Source organism: Halomonas sp. DP5Y7-2, assembly GCF_019802025.1.
Classification (GTDB): Bacteria; Pseudomonadota; Gammaproteobacteria; order Pseudomonadales; family Halomonadaceae; genus Halomonas; species Halomonas litopenaei_A.
In genome coordinates this window covers 1-19002 of record NZ_JAHVHY010000002.1, presented here as the reverse complement: position 1 = coordinate 19002, position 19002 = coordinate 1, and the positions used below count along the sequence as shown (strand labels likewise).

Here is a 19002-nt window from a genome sequence, read left to right as displayed (position 1 = left end):
TTGACGCAGCGGAACTCGGCATCCTGTGGTTGCTGGGTTAAACTGTGTAGCAGCTCGCCGTAGCGATAGACGCATGGGCGAGGGTGAGGACCCCACATGGAGGGTGCCGCCGGCCTGAAGGGCTGGCCGCTCTGACGGAGGTCCTCCTGGCGTGCCATGCAGCGGATGGCTGGTGGCACTGTCCCATCTGCAGGGGGATTCCCTGCCGGTCACAGTGGTAGACACGATGACAATCATGACTTCCCGCGCCGAGATCCGAGAGCATCTCGCGCGTCCCTACTGCCCCACCCGTATTCCCTCGGAAGACGCCGCTCGCGTCGATGAGATCAAGCGACTGCTGAAGGCCAATAATGCCGTGCTGGTCGCACACTACTACACCGATGATGCGATCCAGCAGCTTGCCGAGGAGACCGGCGGCTGCGTGGCAGACTCGCTTGAGATGGCGCGCTTTGGCGCCCGCCACGAGGCAGACACCCTGGTAGTGGCCGGCGTGCGCTTCATGGGCGAAACGGCCAAGATCCTGTCACCGGAAAAGCGTGTGCTGATGCCAACGCTGGAGGCGACCTGCTCGCTGGATGTGGGCTGCCCCGCGGACGAGTTCGCCGCTTTCTGCGACGCGCATCCAGATCGCACCGTGGTGGTCTACGCCAACACGTCGGCGGCGGTGAAGGCCCGTGCCGACTGGGTCGTCACCTCATCCATCGCGGTCGACGTGATCGAGCACCTCAAGGCCAAGGGCGAGAAGATCCTGTGGGCGCCGGACAAGCACCTGGGCGGCTACATCCAGAAGCACACGGGCGCCGACATGCTGCTCTGGGATGGTGCCTGTATCGTCCACGAAGAGTTCAAGGCCAAGGGCGTCGAGGATCTGAAGTCGGTCTATCCCGATGCTGCCGTACTGGTTCACCCGGAGTCACCGGAAGCGGTGGTCAGCCTGGCCGATGTGGCCGGCTCCACGTCGCAGCTGATCAAGGCCGCCAAGGAATTGCCCAATGACAAGCTGATCGTGGCCACCGACCGCGGCATCTTCTTCAAGATGCAGCAGGCTGTGCCAGAGAAGACGCTGTTTGAAGCGCCTACTGCCGGTAATGGCGCCACCTGTCGCAGCTGCGCGCATTGTCCCTGGATGGCGATGAACGCCCTCGACAATCTGGCAGATGCATTGAGGCATGGTTCGGGTGAGATTCAGGTCAGTGATGCATTGCGGGTTCAGGCGCTCAAGCCGCTGACGCGGATGCTTGAGTTCCAGGCCTGAGATCGTCGCCGGAGAACGCTTGCCGCAAGAAACGCCCACGAGGCCCTAGATGAAGAGGGATCTCGTGGGCGTTGTCGTTGTCGCTAGCGGAATTTTTCCATCGTGCGGCGGTAGTCGAGGAAAGCGTCGCGGCGTCGCTGAATGCTGGCTCTGGCGTTAAGGTCGCCCTGACGATCCGCCACCGCTTCGGCCACCTCCAGCTGACGAATGGCGCGATCGATCTCGCCGGTCAGCTGCAGCTGTTCGGCACGCGCCAGGTGCCCCCACGCTTCGCGACCGCTGCGGCCTGCGGCTTCGGCCAACAGCCCGAAGACGGTGGGGTCTTCAGGGCGCCGTTGAGCCAGATCGAACAGCTCGCGATAGGCCGCATCGGGGTCGCGCTGAAGCAGCGCTTCGCCCAGCAGTTGGCTGGTGGGAGGATATCCCGGCATCAGTCGCAGCTGGCGTTGAGCGCGTGCGATGGCATCATCCACGCGGCCGCCTTCTAGTGCGACCTGGACGGCGCTGGCCGGTAGCAGCGCAGTATCCGGGTGAGCCCTGGAGAGGCTGTCCAGCGCCGAGAGAGCCGTGTCGGTCAGGCCCGAGCGGGCGTCGATCAAGGCTTGCAGGTAGCGTTGTGCATCGGCGGGTGCCTGGTCTTGACGTAGTACCGTCAGGGCTTGTCCCGGGGCGCGCTCGTGGATCGCCAGCAGCGCCCTGGCCCGGATGAGCTGGTACTGCAGGTCGTCCGGTGCGGAGCCGCTGACGCGCGTCTGGTTGACCCTTGACTGGGTATCGCTGATGCGTGACTCGGTAATCGGGTGGGTCAACAGGAATTCGGGAGGAGTGCCACCTTGCAGGCTCATCATGCGCTGCATGGAGCGGAACATGTCCACCATCGCCTGGGGGTCGTAGCCGGCGCTGGCCATCGCCTGCAGCCCGATGCGATCGGCCTCTTCCTCATAGCGACGGGAGTAACGCAGCTGGTCCTGGATCATCGCCGCCTGGCTGCCGGCCAGTGCAGCGATGCCGGCGTCGCCGGCGCCACTGGCGGCCAGGATCAAACCTGCCAGCATGGTGGCCATGGCGGGAACCTGGGTTTGTTCCGCGCGAGCCTTGCTGCGCGCGTAGTGTCGCTGGGACAGGTGTCCCAGCTCGTGGGCCAGAACCGAGGCGACCTCAGCTTCATGGGTGGCGAAGCCGAACAGGCCGCTGTTGACCCCGACCACACCTCCGGGAACGGCGAAGGCATTGAGGGTCTTGTTGTCGACCAGGGTAACCGCGATATTGATCCCGCCCAGATCGCTGTAAGGCACCAGACGGCCTACCAGGGTTTCCACGTAGTGCTGGGCCAGCGGGTCCCGCCATTCAGGTACGTGGGCGCGAAACTGGCGTAGCCAGGCTCGGCCTAGGCGGGTTTCCTCACCGCTGATGGCGTTGCTGCCGGTAGACATCAGCGAGGGCAGGTCGAGCTCTCTGGGCTCATTCAGTCGAATGCCCTGGTCCAGGTACTGTGCCTGGGCGAGGGGCGCGGTCTGGGTCAGGGCCATAACGAGGATCAACCCCGCGCTGGGCAGGGGGCGAACGGTGGCGGCGAACAGCGATCGCTTGAGCATCGTGATCCTCGTCGATAGCGATGAAGGGGTTGCCTTGGGACATTGATTCGGCCGGAAAAGTGCCTTTAAATCAAAGTGCCTCAAATTTGCCAGCGGGGCTGTATGCCCTTGGGGTGGCAACGCTTGGGGCGGACCAATATCGCATTCTCTCGGGAGAGATCATGGCAGTGCAACCTGACGATGTGCTAGATGCGTGCGGACTTCCCTGTCCGCTGCCGCTGCTGAAGGCGAAGCAGGCGCTTTCACGCCTGGCGCCTGGGCAGTTGCTGGAAGTCAGGGCGACCGACGCCGGCTCCTGGCGAGATTTCGAGAGCTTTGCCGAGCATAGTTCTCATGTGCTGGAAGGGCGTGAACAGCGCGACGATGTCTATGTCTATTGGCTGCGCAAGGCGGGTGACGCATGAGCCTGCGGACGGTATTCCGTAGCTGGGTAGACCACTATTTCTCGGATGAGGAAGCGGTTTTGCTGCTGGTGCTGCTGGTGGCCGGCTTTGCGGTGGTGATCTGGCTGGGCCAGATGCTGGCGCCGTTCCTCACCGCCCTGGTAGTGGCCTTTCTGTTGCAGGGCGCGGTCAACAGCCTGACGCGACGCAAGGTGCCGCATCTCGTCGCGGTAATGACCGTCTTCCTGGCCTTCGTCGGTGTGCTGCTGGCGATGGCGCTGGTGTTGCTGCCGCTGATCTGGAATCAGCTGGCGAGCCTGATACAGGAAGCACCAAGGATGTTCGCTGCCGGTCAGCAGATGCTGGATGACCTGCAGATGAGCTACCCCCAGCTGATCACTCCAGACTTGGTCCAGGACTGGATCGGGGTGCTGAGCCGCGAAGCAACGCAGTTGAGCCAGCGTGCGCTGACGCTGTCGCTGGCTTCCCTCGGCAACGTGCTGGGATTGATCATCTATCTGGTGCTGGTGCCGATTCTGGTGCTGTTCATGCTCAAGGATCGTGATCGCCTGGTGGGCTTCACGGTGTCACTGCTGCCGGCCAAGCGTGATCTGATGACGCGGGTATGGAAGGAGATGGACTGCCAGATTGCCAACTATGTGCGGGGTAAGGCGACGGAAATTGTCATCGTCGGGACGGTGACGTTTTTCACCTTCGCCTTTTTCGGTCTGCCTTACTCAGCGCTGCTGGCGGTGCTGGTGGGGTTCTCCGTGCTGGTGCCTTACATCGGCGCAGCGGTGGCGACACTGCCCGTGGCGGCCGTGGCAGGATTTCATTTCGGCCTGGGGGATCAGTTTCTGTATGTCATCGTCGCCTATGGGGTCATCCAGGCGCTGGATGGCAACGTGCTGGTGCCGGTGCTGTTTTCCGAGGCGGTCAACCTGCATCCGGTGTCGATCATTCTGGCGGTGCTGTTCTTCGGCGGCGTGTGGGGCTTCTGGGGGGTGTTCTTTGCGATCCCGCTGGCGACCCTGCTCAAGGCGCTGGTCTATGCCTGGCCACGGGGCATCAAGGAGCGCAGCATGGCAAGGCTACCGGGGAGTACCGGCACCGACGGCTGATCTCGCGCGTCGATGCCGGTCGGTCAGTGGATGCGACGGGTCGTCCCCGTCGCGGCCTGGCCCTGCTGCTAGCGCTGGGCGTTCAGTGCCTGCGCTGCTGCCAGCACTTCTTCCACATGGCCTTTCACCTTGACCTTGCGCCACTCCTTGGCCAGTCGCCCTTCAGCGTCGATCAGAAAGGTGCTGCGCTCGATACCCAGGTGTTCCTTGCCGTAAAGCTTCTTGAGCTTGATGACGTCAAATAGCTGGCAGACGGCTTCGTCCTTGTCGGAGATCAGCTCGAAGTTGAAGGACTGCTTGGCCTTGAAGTTCTCCTGGGCGCGGATGCCATCCCGAGACACGCCAACAACCAGCGTGTTGGCAGCATCAAAGTCGGCCTTGTGGTCCCGGAAGTCGCCCCCTTCGGTGGTGCAGCCGGGGGTGCTGGCCTTGGGATAGAAATAGACCACGACCTGGCGGCCACGTTGCTCGGCCAGAGAGAAGGTGGTGTCACCGGTGGCGGTGGCGCTGAAGTCGGGGACCTGTTCGCCAACAGTTACAGTCATGGGGGCTCCGAAATTGGCGTAGATGGATGTCCGATTACACGCAATGCAACACGCTATGTAAAGACGCGGCTGTACAGGGTATGGCCGCCTGAGTACCATTTGTGCTCTGGTCACGATCACGCTTCCCCGGGTCGCGACCCCCTTGGCCAACCACGCTTGCCGGAATCGCGGAAATCAGGTGTTTGGCAAGCCGACAACAGAGGAACAACGAGGATGATCACGGGCAGTATCGTCGCTCTGGCGACACCGATGAAGGCCAATGGCGATATCGACTGGGAAGTGTTGCGCAAACTGGTTAACTTTCACCTGGATAACGGTACCGATGCCATCGTGGCGGCGGGCACCACCGGTGAGCCCACGACCATGACCTTTGCCGAGCATTTCGATGTGATTCGCACGGTAGTGGAAGAGGTCAATGGCCGTATTCCCGTTATCGCTGGCACTGGCTCCAACAACACCACCGAGGCGGTGGAGCTGACCCGCTACGCCAAGGAAGTCGGTGCCGACTACTGTCTGACCGTGGCGCCTTACTACAACAAGCCGACCCAGGAAGGCTTGTACCAGCACTTCAAGGTCATCGCCGAGACCAGTGACTTGCCGGTGATCCTCTACAACGTGCCGGGCCGTACCTGCTCCGATATCTACAACGAGACGGTGCTGCGTCTGGCCGAGGTGGATAATATTATCGGCCTGAAGGACGCCACCGGTAACCTGGAGCGGGCAGAGGACCTGATCGAACGCCTCGAAGGCAGCGACTTCATGCTGTACTCCGGCGATGATGCCACGGCCTGTGACTTCATGCTGATGGGCGGCCACGGTGATATCTCGGTCACGGCCAATGTCGCACCCAAGGCCATGCACGACCTGTGTGTCGCCGCGATTGCCGGCGAGACGGAAAAAGCGCACCAGATCAACACGCGGTTGCTGCCACTGCACACTAATCTCGGCATCGAGGCTAACCCGATTCCCGTGAAGTGGGCGCTCAACCGTATGGGCATTATCGAGCCGGGGATCCGCTTGCCGCTGACCTGGCTCAGCGAGAAATACCACTCCACCATCAGCGAAGCGCTGCAGCTGGCGGGACTGATCGAGGACTGATGCTGCGGCATTCCTCTCGGTCGTGATGACGTGGACTCAATTATCAACCAAGGTGGACGCATGAATTCTGCGCTTAAAGGATTGCCGCTGGCGATGATCGCGGCACTGGCTTTGGCTGGCTGTGCCAAGGAAGGGCACTATCACGACCGCAACGAGGACTATGCTGACGCTCGGCAGGCGGCTCCTCTGACGCTGCCTGGAACCCGGGACCAGAGCCGCTACCGCGACATCATGCCGGTGCCTCAGGCGAGCGGCAGTTTCTATGCTCGAGAGGGTGACTTTGCGGCGCCCTTGCCTCAGACCTTGTCAGCCAGCACCGCGGTGGCTGCCGGTGATGTGGCGGTTCGAGAAACCGATGCAGATCGCTGGCTGGTGGTGGGTGCTGCGCCCGCGGTGGTGTGGCCAGAGCTTGAGCGCTTTGCCGAGCAGCGGGGACTCGAGATCACGCGCAGTGATAGCGCCACTGGGGTTATCGAGACTTCCGACGCCAGCCTGTTGCTGCGTCAGGGGCTGCGCACGGGTACCAGCGAGATTCGCTGTGATACCGCGGGGCAGCTCAACCGTCTGTGCCTGAACTCGCTGCAGCGTCATTTCGAGGCTCGCAGCGCCTCCGCCAGTATCGCGTCTGCCTCGGCCCAACAAGCGGCGGATCGTCAGAGCATCCGCTTCGAGCCCCGTGGCGACGATTGGGTAATGGTGCTGCCCTTCGATATCGACCGGGCCTATGCCGAACTGGCGTTTCAGCTCGAGAACAACTTCGATATGGAAGATCGTCGCGAATTGGTCTCTGCAGATGAAGCCAGCAAGCGGTTTGTCATCGACTACGTGACCGAAAGCGAGCGCACCCGCGGCTTCGTTGACTCACTGATGTCCATGGACCTGACCGAGTCGATGCATCGCGTCGAGATGCGGCTGACGCCTCAGGGACAGGAGACATTGATGGAAGCTCGGGCGGTCGACGAGGAGCCTCTGTCCGGTGATGACCAGCGTGAGCTGCTGCAGCGCATGGAGGGCTTGCTGCGCTGATGGGGGAAGGATCTACCAGCGAGTCGGTGCACCGAGGCCTTCGCTTTGCCTCTCTCGGGAGCGGTAGTAAGGGCAATGCGACCCTGGTGACCGACGGCGATGCGCTTTTGTTGGTTGACTGTGGTTTTGCGCTGAAGGAAGCCGAGCGACGCCTGGCTCGGCTAGGCGTTCACCCGCGGCAGATCGACGCCGTGCTGGTTACCCACGAGCACGGTGATCATGTGCGTGGTGTGGGCCCGCTGGCGCGCCGTTACGATCTGCCGGTGCACCTTACGCCCGGCACCTGGTTAGCGGGAAAGCTGGGGCGCCTGCCTCGTACCCATTGGATCACTCCCCAGTCTCGGTTTGCGGTGAAGGGGCTGGAGATCGATGCCGTCACGGTGCCTCACGATGCCAGAGAACCCGTGCAGTTTCGCATCAGCGCCAGCGATGTTCGGCTGGGATTGTTGACGGATCTGGGACACCCCACCGAGCACGTCCAGAGAGCGTTTCGCGGCTGCGATGCGCTCGTTCTCGAATGTAATCATGATGTCCAGATGCTCGCAGATGGCCCCTATCCGCCCAGCCTCAAGCGTCGGGTGGGCGGGCACTGGGGGCACCTGGCCAATGCCCAGGCTTCGGCACTGCTGACCACACTGGGGCTGGACCGCCTTCAGCGTATCGTCTGCTCGCATCTGTCGGAGCATAATAATCGCCCCGAACTCGCTCTGGAGGCTCTGATGCCTCTGATGAGCGGCGATGAATCTCGCCTGACCGTGGCTGCCCAGGACGACGGCCTGGATTGGCAAGCGATCCATTGATTCAGGACTTCGGTCCTTTGACTAAGAACCCTTTTGATTGCCTGTGGAGGCACCCATGGAAAAGCGCGAAGAACTCTATGCCGGTAAGGCCAAGTCCGTCTACGCCACCGATGATCCTGATCGGCTGATTTTGCACTTCCGAGATGATACTAGCGCCTTCGATGGTCGCCGCATGGAATCGCTGGAGCGCAAGGGCAAGGTCAATAACCGCTTCAATGCCTTTATCATGGCGAAGCTGGAGGAAGCGGGCATTCCCACCCACGTCGAGACACTGCTGTCGGACACCGAGTGTGTGGTCAAGAAGCTCGACATGATTCCGGTGGAGTGCGTGGTGCGCAATATCGCCGCCGGTAGCCTGGTCAAGCGACTAGGGGTGGAAGAAGGTCAGGCACTCAATCCTCCGACGTTTGAACTGTTTCTGAAGAATGACGAGCTGCATGACCCCATGGTCAACGAGTCGCTGGCGGAAAGCTTCGGCTGGGCAACCTCTGAGCAGCTGGCCGAAATGAAGGCACTGACCTTCAAGGTCAATGAGGTGCTGAAGCAGCTGTTTGCTGATGGCGGCATGCTGCTGGTGGACTACAAGCTGGAGTTCGGTGTTTTTCACGGAAAGATTGTGCTCGGAGACGAATTCTCGCCTGATGGGTGTCGCCTTTGGGACGCCGAAACACGAGAAAAGCTCGACAAGGATCGTTTTCGTCAGGGACTCGGCGGCGTCATCGAGGCCTATGAAGAAGTCGGTCGGCGTATCGGCATCGATTTCAGCTGACAGAGCGGCGCAGTCTCTCCTCTGCTCTGCTGCATCGCGCACATCGCCCGGACATTGGTCCGGGCGTTTTTTTTGTGGGTATGACTTTTCTTGAAAAGAGAGGGGAGGCTTATCTGCTGGGAAGGAGAGGAGAAAAGGGTGGGCACTCAGCTATTTATTAGACATTTTTTTTGAGATATTTCGGCATTCTATACGAGCAGAAACTGAGGTTCTTCATACTTGATTGTATTCGTTACTAACTCGATGTGTTGCATGCGTTATTGTAAATATAAGCAACATCTGTATGCGTAATGTCCTGCAGTAAATCGATGCTGAATTTTTTAATATATTGTAATGTAAGTATTTTTTTTATCTATCTTTTGCGTCGTTGAACGTATGCGTGAGGTTTTTTGGAGCGAGCGCTGAGCTTTTTCTCATAAATTGTGCATATTCCATATATTTTTGCTTCCCGTAAGTGTTGCGTGCACATGAGTACAATGTTGGGCCGCAAAAGAGTCTCCTAGTCTGTAGGCGTGTAAAAAAATGTATCTCTGTTGTCGCCTAGGGAGCTTAATCAATGAGTTCGTCACAAAATGTAGATGCTACACAGCTCATCAGTACCGCCGTCACGAGTAGCGACTCGGACTTTGCTGATATCGCTCACCTTGATGAAGACGGTCTTGCCGGAGGCTTGGTGGGGGGAGCCGCTGATGATGCGGGCAAGGCAGTGCTCTTCCAGGGCTCGTTACCCTACGACTTCGGTGCGGCTGGCCCTACCGATAGTGGCGCCTTTCAGTGGAGTGCAGATGGTCTTCCGACCCTGACATCTCAAGGGGAACCGCTGACTTTCCAGCGCTCGGCGGATGGCCAAGTGATTGCCGCTAAGACGCCGGATGGTACGCCGATCCTGCACATTAAATTGGCCGATGTCGCGACAGGTGCATATAGGGTATTTCTGCTGGGGCCCTTGGATCACCCGGAATCTGGTGTGGAAGATAACCTGGTCTTCTCGGTGGGTTACACCATTACCGATAAAAACGGCAACCAAAGCTCGGCCCGTCTGGCCATTGACGTCGATGACGACTCACCAATGAACAGGATTGACGCGCCTGACGGCGTGCAGCCAGGGGATGTGGTAACCGGCACCTGGGCCGAGTCAGGTGGTGCTGATGGCATTCGTAGTAGCGTGGTGAGACTGCCCGGTGACAGCACCGAATACCCGCTTGGCAGCAATATCGAGACGGGTGCTGGGACTCTTATCGTGAACACCGATGGCACTTGGAAGTTCACTGCGAACGAGTTGGCGGCGGGTACGCTGCGTTTTGACATTGTCACCACCGATGGGGATGGAGACGGTGCGACGAGTAGTGCGACCGTGGAAATTGACTGCGGCTGTGGCGAGGGCCCGACGACGCCTGAAATTGACGATGACCCGGACTCAGAGCCGTCCCAGGCCATCGTCGATGAGGATGGTTTGGCCGGGGGGATTTCTGGTGGTATTCAGGATGTGCCGACCAACCCGACGGTGGCCACCGGTAGCTTGAGGTATGACTTCGGCGACGATGGAGCCGGTAGCTTTACCTGGAGCACCGATGGTTTGCCTAGCCTGACCTCAGGTGGCAGTGCGGTGACTTGGTCACTATCAAGCAATGGGTTGATCATTGAGGGTTTGGATGCTGACGGGGAACAGGTCATTACCATCGAGCTGACCAACGTGCTCGACGGTCTTTACCGCGTCGTACTGTCCAAGCCGCTCGATCATGTGAATCCGAGTGTGGAAGACGACATACAGTTTTACGCTCGCTATACCATCGCTGATGCTGATGGGGACACTGCCTCTGGCAAGCTCAAGGTGGTGGTTGATGACGATCGTCCGGTAGTCGCCAATGAGACCGCTGAAACTCAGATGGGCGAAGCGGTGACCGTTAACGTGCTCGACAACGATCGGTTTGGCGCCGATGGCGCGGGTGGAGTCCTTACCGCATCGGTGGATGAAGGAGACCTTGTTGGCAGCGTAACGATCAATGCTGACGGCTCCTTGACCTTCCATCCCGCCGATGGCTATAGCGGCGACGCGGTCATCGACTACACCGTGGTTGACGGTGATGGGGACATGGTAGTCGGTCGCCTGTCTATATGGGTGGAAGGTGGCGGTGGCACCGGTAGCGAACCAACGACACCTGGTGGCGAGGGGAACCCCTCTGGCAAGGTACCTCTGGCAGTCGTTGACGAAGACGGGCTGGCGGGTGGCGTAGCGGATGGTATCAATGATGTGTTGAAGGATAGCCCCGTCGCAACAGGCTCGCTTGGCTACAGTTTTGGGGAAGATGGCGCTGGCAGCTTCAAGTGGAGCACCAGCGGACTTCCGAATCTGACATCTCAAGGTCATAGCGTCAGCTGGTCGGTCAGCGCTAATGGGCACACCCTGGTGGGAAGTGCCAACGGAGCGCCAGTACTCACCATTGAACTAACGGATCTCGCAAGCGGGGCCTACCAGGTCACCCTATCGAAGCCGTTGGATCATGCGGTCGCAGGCATCGAAGACGACATCAAGCTGGATGTGGGTTACACCATCACGGATGCGGACGGCGATACGGCGGATGGCCAGCTGGGTGTGATCATCGATGACGACACCCCAGTGGTTCGTAATGACTCAGCAACGACCTCCGATGGAGAGTCGGTGACGGTGAATGTACTGGCCAACGACGGCACGGGGGCCGATGGTGCCCGTGTTACTGGTGCGAGTGTAGTGGGTGGCGCCAGCGTCGGGACGGTGACAGTCAATGCCGACGGTTCTTTGACGTTCCAACCCGCTGATGGCTATAGCGGCGATGTGGTGATCGACTATACCGTAATTGACGGTGATGGAGACACGGCAGTCGGCCGCCTATCGGTAGCCGTGGAAGGCACCGACGGCACGCCGACGACACCTGGTGGCGAGGGGAACCCCTCTGGCAAGGTACCTCTGGCAGTCGTTGACGAAGACGGGCTGGCGGGTGGCGTAGCGGGTGGTATCAATGATGTGTTGAAGAATAGCCCCGTGGCGACCGGGACGCTTGGCTACAGTTTTGGGGAAGATGGTGCTGGCAGCTTCAAGTGGAGCACCAGCGGACTTCCGAATCTGACATCTCAAGGTCATAGCGTCAGCTGGTCGGTCAGCGCCAATGGACAGACGTTGGTCGGAAGTGCCAATGGGGGGCCGGTGCTTACGATTGAACTGACGGATCTCGCAAGCGGTGCTTACGAGGTAACCCTGGCAAAGCCGTTGGATCATTCGGTCGCAGGCGTCGAAGACGACATCAAGCTGGACGTGGGTTACACCATCACGGATGCGGACGGTGATACAGCAAGTGGTCAGCTGGGCGTGATCATCGATGATGACACCCCGATCGCCCGTGCTGACTCCGCCATGTCATCCGAAGGTGAGCCAGTCACAGTGAATGTGCTGGCCAATGACGGTACCGGTGCCGATGGCGCTCGCATCACTGGCGCCAACGTGGTCGGTGGTGCGGACGTGGGTTCCGTTGTCGTCAACGCTGACGGCACCCTGACCTTTACCCCGGCAGATGGTTTCGATGGCAATGCCAGCATTCGCTATACCCTCACCGACGGTGATGGTGATGCCGCGACCGCTGACCTCAGGGTGCAGGTGACTCGGACCGAGTCTAATGAATTGTTCGTGGGCGATAACGGTGACAATGGTGCGACTACTGGTGCGGGCGACGACGCTCTGGTAGGTGATCAAGGCGGCGTGATGACCACCTTGAAGCCGTCGACCAACTACAACATCTCGCTGATCGTTGATACCACCGGCAGCATGGCGGTGGGTTCAGGAACCGATGGCTTGACCAAGATACAGCTGGTGAAGCAGGCCCTGACAAAGCTCGTGGTCGACCTGGTTGGCCACGATGGCAAGGTCAATCTGCAGATCGTCGATTTCGACAGCAACGCCGTGCAGCATGTTGCGTTTGACCTGGGCTCCAGCGGGAGTGACATCAATTCAGTTATCAACTTCATCAATGGCCTGGACGCACAAGGCGCTACCAACTACGAAGCAGGGATTCGCAAGGCCAGCGAGTGGCTGACGGCGCAGGATGCCAATCCGGCCTACAGCGACTATGAAGACCTGACCTTCTTCCTGACGGATGGTGCGCCCAACTATTGGCTCAATGACAATGGTGGCATCGTCAATGGCGGGGGGGCGGTCAACAAGAACGCCATCGTCGAGGCGGTTGAAGCCTTTGAAGAGCTGTCATCCCTTAGTGAGGTCAACGCCGTCGGGATCGGTCGAGGCACGGTGACGGATGTCCTTCGCTTCTTCGACAACACCGACGTTCAGGGAACGGATGGGATTTCCTATACGGGTACGCTGGTTGAAACTGAGTACCTGGCCCGCTTCTTCGCCGGATCCATGGAGCCGCTACGGGTCGAGGACTGGTTGCGCACCTCTGGTGATGGCACTAAAGCCTATCAGACCGCTGGCTTCTTCCGTATAGAAGACTGGAAGGCTGACGGTACTGCGGCTCAGGTCATTAGCCCATCCTTCTTTGTGTCGGAAACTGGAAGCGATAACCTCAAGACCGCGTTGCTTTTCAAATATGGCACGGATGAAACATCTCCAGAAGACTCGATCAGCTATACCATCGAGACCTTCGTTGGCGGTAGCTGGCAGCATTATTCGAGCTCGTCGCTCGGTGATACCAGCAGTTGGGTCACCTGGGATGCGGGCTTCCTGGAGGCAGGGCAGTACCGTTTAGTCTTCGAGGTCGCGAACAATATTGGAGGTGATGATCGCCTGGATGTTGACGATATCCGGCTCGAAACTCGTTTGCTGGGCGATGACGACATGGCCAGCTACGGCCAGCTGGATATCGTCTATGACAGCGATGATCTAGACGCAGCCCTGGCAAATGGTGGCCAGATCGATGCGCTCAAGTCGTTGGGTAACGACAATCTGGAGGGCGGTGCGGGTAGCGACGTCATCTTCGGCGACACCATCAATACCGATCATCTGGTCTGGACCAATGGTGATACCGGTGAAGCCTTTACGGCCGCGGGGCATGATGGCCTGGGCTATGAAGGCCTGACCGAATACCTGAAGTGGGCGGTCAATGACGGTGTTACGGCGACAAGCGATCAGGTGAGTCAGTACATCAGTGACAACTACACCTCGCTGCTGGACTCAGCCCGCCAGGATGGTGGTAACGATACCCTGCGTGGCGGCGCCGGAGATGATGTGCTGGTGGGCGGCGGGGGCAATGATCTGCTGATCGGCGGTGCGGGCGATGACCTGCTGATGGGGGGATTTGGGGCAGATGTGTTTGCTTTTGAGCAGGGAGATGCCAGCAGTATCGTCGCTAAGGACACCATCGCTGACTTTGGCCTGGGCAGCTTCACCGCCAGCGGCGAGGCGGACAAGCTCGACCTATCGGATCTTCTCGATGGCGCTGTCGAGAGCGATGTGTCCGACTATCTGGTCGCCAGCCAGGAAGGCGCTGACACACTGATCTCGGTGAAATCGGACGGCGGTATCGCGTCTTCCGGAGCGAACGCCGATCAGACCATTCTGCTACAAGGTGTCAGCATGGGTGGGGACATCAGCGGCGACTTCCTTAACCAACTGATTCAAAACGGTCAATTGGAGGTGTAGTGATAGTAGCCGCTCTCAAAGTATTGCTGGACTTAGGCAAGGTTCAGTAGTCCAGGTAATGCTCGCTTGAGATGGGCGTGTTGACGCTCATCTCGATGGTTAAGTGTATAGCGCCCGGTAAATACCGGGCGCTTTTTTGATTCGTCGTATATCTATACGTGAGGAGATGGGCAAGACCGTTGCCTATCGTCGTGTTGACCCCATGTCGCGTTGCCAGTTAGCCCGCCTGCTAGGTGACTGTATGATGCAGGTGGCTGACTCTCTGTCCCGACGGCTGGCGGCAGCACCTGATGCAACCTAACTTCCTGAAATCTCCTGTTGGCGACAGAGATAACCTTGTGGCCGCCCAATACCTCCACTGACTGCCTCGGTGCCCCATGCGTCTAGGAGGTTGATCTATGGCATTCTTCATAGTTTTTAATGAAGTATTATTGGGTCATGTGGCCGAGTCTTTATCCTGTGAGAATACAGGTTTTATTCACGTTTTTCTTAATGGCTTATAAGATCAATAGAATCAACAGGTTGGCCTGCCTGTTCTTGGTGGATAATGAGTTCGCATTTTTGGGGTTAACGTCCATATTTTTCATGCGGCCCGATTCTTTTTGTATGATCTAATGGATCTAGTGTGCACGTTGTAATGTTAATATTCATTTTAATGGCTGATTAATGAGTTAATTATTTGGTTGATTGTCAGTAGGTATCAGTATTAGTCTTTGTGTAAGTGTTCGTATCTGACTAATGTTACATATGTTATGCGAGTTTTATGCTGGGTCAAGATGGTTGGTCGGAGTTGGTTTTGGCTGACATGTGAATATTTAGTTACATCAGATGCGTTTTAGGAGATGAATCACGACACGCTAAGGTCGGGTGAATGAAGTACATCTTCAACCGATGCTCGATCGACTGCGAATGTCGGCGCCTTTCTCCCCAGTGGCTTCCTTGACCCTTGATCATGCTAGAGGCGTTTTCTTGGAGGGACGATATTTTGTCTCAACGGAAAGATGGCGCTCGCGAATGAATATTGCTGAAGTTAGAGGATAGTGATAATGGAGTGTCAAGCACTTGTTAGCGGGATTGGGCGGATACCCACTGGCTTAACACCTCTCGCGGATGCTATTAGACGGGCGGGGCACGAGCATTCAGGTCGGACCCTCGTCACTTCACTCGGGTTAGTGGTGTTATTAAGCGCAGCTGGACCAGTCATGGCGACCACGACGGAGAGGACGACACCTTGTGAGAAGGTGGGTAGTGACGGTGTCTCTGTTGAGGTTGATGTGCTAGATGCGGAGAAAGAAAGTCTGGAGTGTGATGGCACTCTAATCTCTAGTAGTGACGATGCCGACCAAACGCAGCCCTATGCAAGTACCTTAACCTCTGCCAGTAGCGATAGTCGAACTAGCCGCCAACTGACACGAGCAACCACCACTGTCCAGGTCGGCGCTGGAGCCGTGGCAGGTGGCCCTGGGTCCGTTGCAGTAGGGTATGCAGCGACGACAGGTAATAGCGCTCAGTCTAGCGTGGCACTTGGTGATCAGACGGTCACTGATGGTTCTGGCGGTGTTTCCATCGGCCGCTCCGCTTATACCAGCCATAAGAATGGCATCGCGATAGGTGGCGGCATGGCGGTATCTGGCAGCTTGCCCAGGATGGGGGGTGTTCAATCACTCGCCGACAATGCAATTGCGTTGGGTGCCAATACAGATGGAGGCGCGCGGGCGACAGCGTTAAGTAGCATGGCGTTGGGGGCAAGGGCTGAAGCTACGGGAAGCCAGTCTATTGCCATCGGTGCCGCTATTGACAAGTTGTTTAACGATGACACCTTGCAGACGCCAACCACAGCGTCAGGTGTGGGTGCCATCGCCATGGGCAGCAATACCGTCGCAGGTGCGCAGGCGACGGAAGACGGTGCCATCGCCTTGGGGGGGAGTCTGGTGCAACCGGGACCAAAGCCATCGCTATTGGGGAGGGAAGCACGTCAAGCGCTGATGGCGCGGTGAGTCTTGGTAGTGCACTGACCGCTAGCGCTGCCAATAGCGTGGTGATCGGCACGAACAGCTCTATCGGTGCCAACGCTGAGAGTGCGAACGCCATTGGTGACTCCAATACGATCAGCGACGCGTCACAGTACTCCAGCGTTATCGGCATGCATAATGACGTAGACGGTAACGCCGTACGCGTGCTCGGCAACAACAACGATATCAGCGCTGATTTTGCAGGCGTTGCTGGATCCAGCAATACGGTGTCTGCTGCATCGAAACAGGCGAATATCATTGGCAATAATGCCAATGTGGACGGACTGGGAGCGACGGTTGTCGGTAGCTCGGGAACCGCGAGCGCCGACCACACCATCGTGATGGGCACCAACGGTACCGCGTCCGCCCTGGAGGCTATCGCCATTGGGCACGGGGCCAATGCCAGCGAAGCCTCGAGTATTGCGCTGGGCAGTGGTACGACCACGGAGCAGGCCGTTGGCACGACTGATGCGACGATAGCGGGGACGAAATACACCTTTGCCGGTACTGCACCAAAGGGCACCGTTAGTGTCGGTTCTGCGGCGACGACAGATAGCGAAGGTAATGCCGTTTCCAGCACTGAACGTACGATTACCCATGTGGCGGCGGGCCGCTTGTCAGCGACCAGCACCGATGCGGTGAACGGTAGCCAGCTCCACGCCAGTAATCTCGCCATCGATGGCAACAAGACCACCATCGATGGTCACACGGCGGCGCTGGCTGACCTTAAATCTGATGCTGACTACTACCAGGCCAACTCAACCGGCACTGCGGCCTCGGCCACCGGTGCCGACAGCCTGGCCATGGGCCCATCTGCGGTGGCGGACAAGGCCAATAGCGTGGCTATCGGCAATGGCGCCAAGGCCACGGTGGCTGACAGCGTGGCCCTGGGTAACGGGGCCACCACGGCCGCCATCGTCGATACCGCCAAGGGTACCGTGGCGGGCACCGAGCACACCTTCGCCGGTGGCGATGCCAAGGGCACCGTCAGCGTGGGTGCCGTCGGTAGCGAGCGCACCATCACCCACGTGGCAGCGGGCCAGCTATCCGCGACCAGTACCGATGCGGTGAACGGTAGTCAGTTGTTCGCTACGAATACAGAAGTGGCCAAGAACAGAGACGATATCACCACGATCAATAGTGATATTGCCAATCTGACGACGGACGCCAAGTATTACCAGGCCAACTCGACTGGTGCCGCAGCGTCGGCCACCGGCGCTGACAGCCTGGCCATGGGCCCATCTGCGGTGGCGGACAAGGCCAATAGCGTGGCTATTGGCAATGGCGCCAAGGCCACGGTGGCCGACAGCGTGGCCCTGGGTAACGGTGCTACCACGGCTGCCATCGTCGATACCGCCAAGGGTACCGTGGCGGGCACCGAGTACACCTTCGCCGGTGGCGATGCCAAGGGCACCGTCAGTGTGGGTGCCGTCGGTAGCGAGCGCACCATCACCAACGTGGCAGCAGGTCGCCTATCCGCGACCAGTACCGATGCGGTGAACGGAAGTCAGTTGTTCGCTACGAATACAGAAGTGGCCAAGAACAGAGGTGATATCACCACGATCAATAGTGATATTGCCAATCTGACGACGGACGCCAAGTACTACCAGGCCAACTCCACCGGTGCGGCAGCGTCGGCCACTGGCACCGATAGCCTGGCCATGGGTCCGGTGGCTAAGGCTAGCGCCACCAACAGCGTGGCTATCGGCAATGGCGCCAAGGCCACGGTGGCCGACAGCGTGGCCCTGGGTAACGGGGCCACCACGGCCGCCATCGTCGATACCGCCAAGGGTACCGTGGCGGGCACCGAGCACACCTTTGCCGGTGGCGATGCCAAGGGCACCGTCAGCGTGGGTGCCGTCGGTAGCGAGCGCACCATCACCAACGTGGCAGCGGGCCAGCTATCCGCTACCAGTACCGACGCGGTCAATGGCAGCCAGCTCTACGCCACCAATCAGGAGGTGGATGGGCTGGACGGCCGTATGGACACGGCGGAGGGCAATGTCACCGCCAACAAGACGTCGATTGATGGCAACAAGACGCTGATCGATGGCAACAAGACCGCCATTGATGGGAATACCACTGCTATCACCGATTTGCAGGGTGATGCCAAGTACTATCAGGCCAATTCCACCGGCACGGCGGCGTCGGCCACCGGCACCGACAGTCTGGCTATGGGGCCGGAGGCCAAGGCCAGCGCCACCAACAGCGTGGCCATCGGTAATGGGGCCAATGCCTCGGTGGCAGACAGCGTGGCCCTGGGTAATGGTGCTACCACGGCCGCTATCGTAGATACCGCAAAAGGCACCGTGGCGGGCACCGAGCACACCTTCGCCGGTGGCGATGCCAAGGGCACCGTCAGTGTGGGCGCAGCGGGCAGTGAGCGCACCATCACCAACGTTGCGGCGGGCCAGCTATCCGCGACCAGTACCGATGCGGTCAATGGCAGCCAGCTCTACGCCACCAATCAGGAGGTGGATGGGCTGGATGGCCGTATGGACACGGCGGAAGGCAATATCACCGCCAACAAGACGTTGGCCGATGCCAATAAGACGTCCATTGAGGGTAATACCACCGCCATTGGGGGAAATACCTCCGCCATCACCGACCTGCAGGGTGATGCTAAGTACTACCAGGCCAACTCGACGCTGAATGGCGCCGATGCCAGCGGTACCGACAGCCTGGCCATGGGCCCGGTGGCCAAGGCCAGCGCCAGCAACAGCGTGGCCATCGGTAATGGGGCCAACGCCAGCATTGCCAACAGCGTAG

12 protein-coding genes are annotated in these 19002 nt (G+C 59.2%); 10 read left to right on the top strand and 2 right to left on the bottom strand.

The annotated features are described in order from the left end of the window. The first annotated feature begins 226 nt into the window (after positions 1-226). A complete protein-coding gene (gene nadA / locus KUW18_RS02750; RefSeq protein WP_222237125.1) occupies positions 227-1255 on the top strand; it encodes a quinolinate synthase NadA in 1029 nt (342 codons plus the stop codon). Positions 1256-1338: 83 nt separating this feature from the next. Here the strand turns inward: nadA and KUW18_RS02745 are convergent, their stop codons facing one another. Further along, positions 1339-2850 carry a M48 family metalloprotease gene (locus KUW18_RS02745; protein WP_261389554.1) on the bottom strand — a complete coding sequence of 504 codons (1512 nt, stop codon included), beginning with the start codon at positions 2848-2850 and terminating at the stop codon, positions 1339-1341. A gap of 161 nt (positions 2851-3011) precedes the next feature. On the opposite strand from KUW18_RS02745, the gene KUW18_RS02740 reads away from it, so the two are divergent. Both KUW18_RS02740 and KUW18_RS02735 read left to right on the top strand, forming a co-directional pair. Then, positions 3012-3254, top strand: a complete 243-nt coding sequence (locus KUW18_RS02740; RefSeq protein WP_206940041.1) for a sulfurtransferase TusA family protein — start codon at positions 3012-3014, stop codon at positions 3252-3254. Then, positions 3251-4354 carry an AI-2E family transporter gene (locus KUW18_RS02735; protein ID WP_206940039.1) on the top strand — a complete coding sequence of 368 codons (1104 nt, stop codon included), beginning with the start codon at positions 3251-3253 and terminating at the stop codon, positions 4352-4354. The genes KUW18_RS02740 and KUW18_RS02735 overlap by 4 nt, the downstream gene beginning before the upstream one ends. Before the next feature lie 68 nt (positions 4355-4422). Here the strand turns inward: KUW18_RS02735 and KUW18_RS02730 are convergent, their stop codons facing one another. Next, positions 4423-4899 carry a peroxiredoxin gene (locus KUW18_RS02730; RefSeq protein WP_222560770.1) on the bottom strand — a complete coding sequence of 159 codons (477 nt, stop codon included), beginning with the start codon at positions 4897-4899 and terminating at the stop codon, positions 4423-4425. 213 nt (positions 4900-5112) lie between these two features. Here KUW18_RS02730 and dapA point away from each other — a divergent pair, with 213 nt between their 5' ends. The 7 genes from dapA to KUW18_RS02695 form a co-directional block, all read left to right on the top strand. Then, positions 5113-5997: a 4-hydroxy-tetrahydrodipicolinate synthase gene (gene dapA, locus KUW18_RS02725; RefSeq protein ID WP_206940035.1), complete on the top strand. Its 885-nt coding sequence runs from the start codon at positions 5113-5115 to the stop codon at positions 5995-5997. 60 nt (positions 5998-6057) lie between these two features. Then, a complete protein-coding gene (locus KUW18_RS02720; RefSeq protein WP_222560769.1) occupies positions 6058-7023 on the top strand; it encodes a lipoprotein-34 in 966 nt (321 codons plus the stop codon). Beyond that, a complete protein-coding gene (locus KUW18_RS02715) occupies positions 7023-7823 on the top strand; it encodes an MBL fold metallo-hydrolase (protein WP_222560768.1) in 801 nt (266 codons plus the stop codon). The genes KUW18_RS02720 and KUW18_RS02715 overlap by 1 nt, the downstream gene beginning before the upstream one ends. Before the next feature lie 55 nt (positions 7824-7878). Beyond that, on the top strand, positions 7879-8592 hold the full coding sequence (gene purC / locus KUW18_RS02710; RefSeq protein ID WP_206940029.1) for a phosphoribosylaminoimidazolesuccinocarboxamide synthase: 714 nt from the start codon (positions 7879-7881) through the stop codon (positions 8590-8592). 556 nt (positions 8593-9148) lie between these two features. Next, positions 9149-14221, top strand: a complete 5073-nt coding sequence (locus tag KUW18_RS02705) for an Ig-like domain-containing protein (protein ID WP_222560767.1) — start codon at positions 9149-9151, stop codon at positions 14219-14221. Positions 14222-15423: 1202 nt separating this feature from the next. Then, positions 15424-16218, top strand: a complete 795-nt coding sequence (locus tag KUW18_RS02700; protein ID WP_222560766.1) for a hypothetical protein — start codon at positions 15424-15426, stop codon at positions 16216-16218. Then, the coding region (locus KUW18_RS02695) for a hypothetical protein (protein WP_409995819.1) at positions 16173-19002 on the top strand (2830 nt) is incomplete at its 3' end. The genes KUW18_RS02700 and KUW18_RS02695, both read left to right, overlap by 46 nt.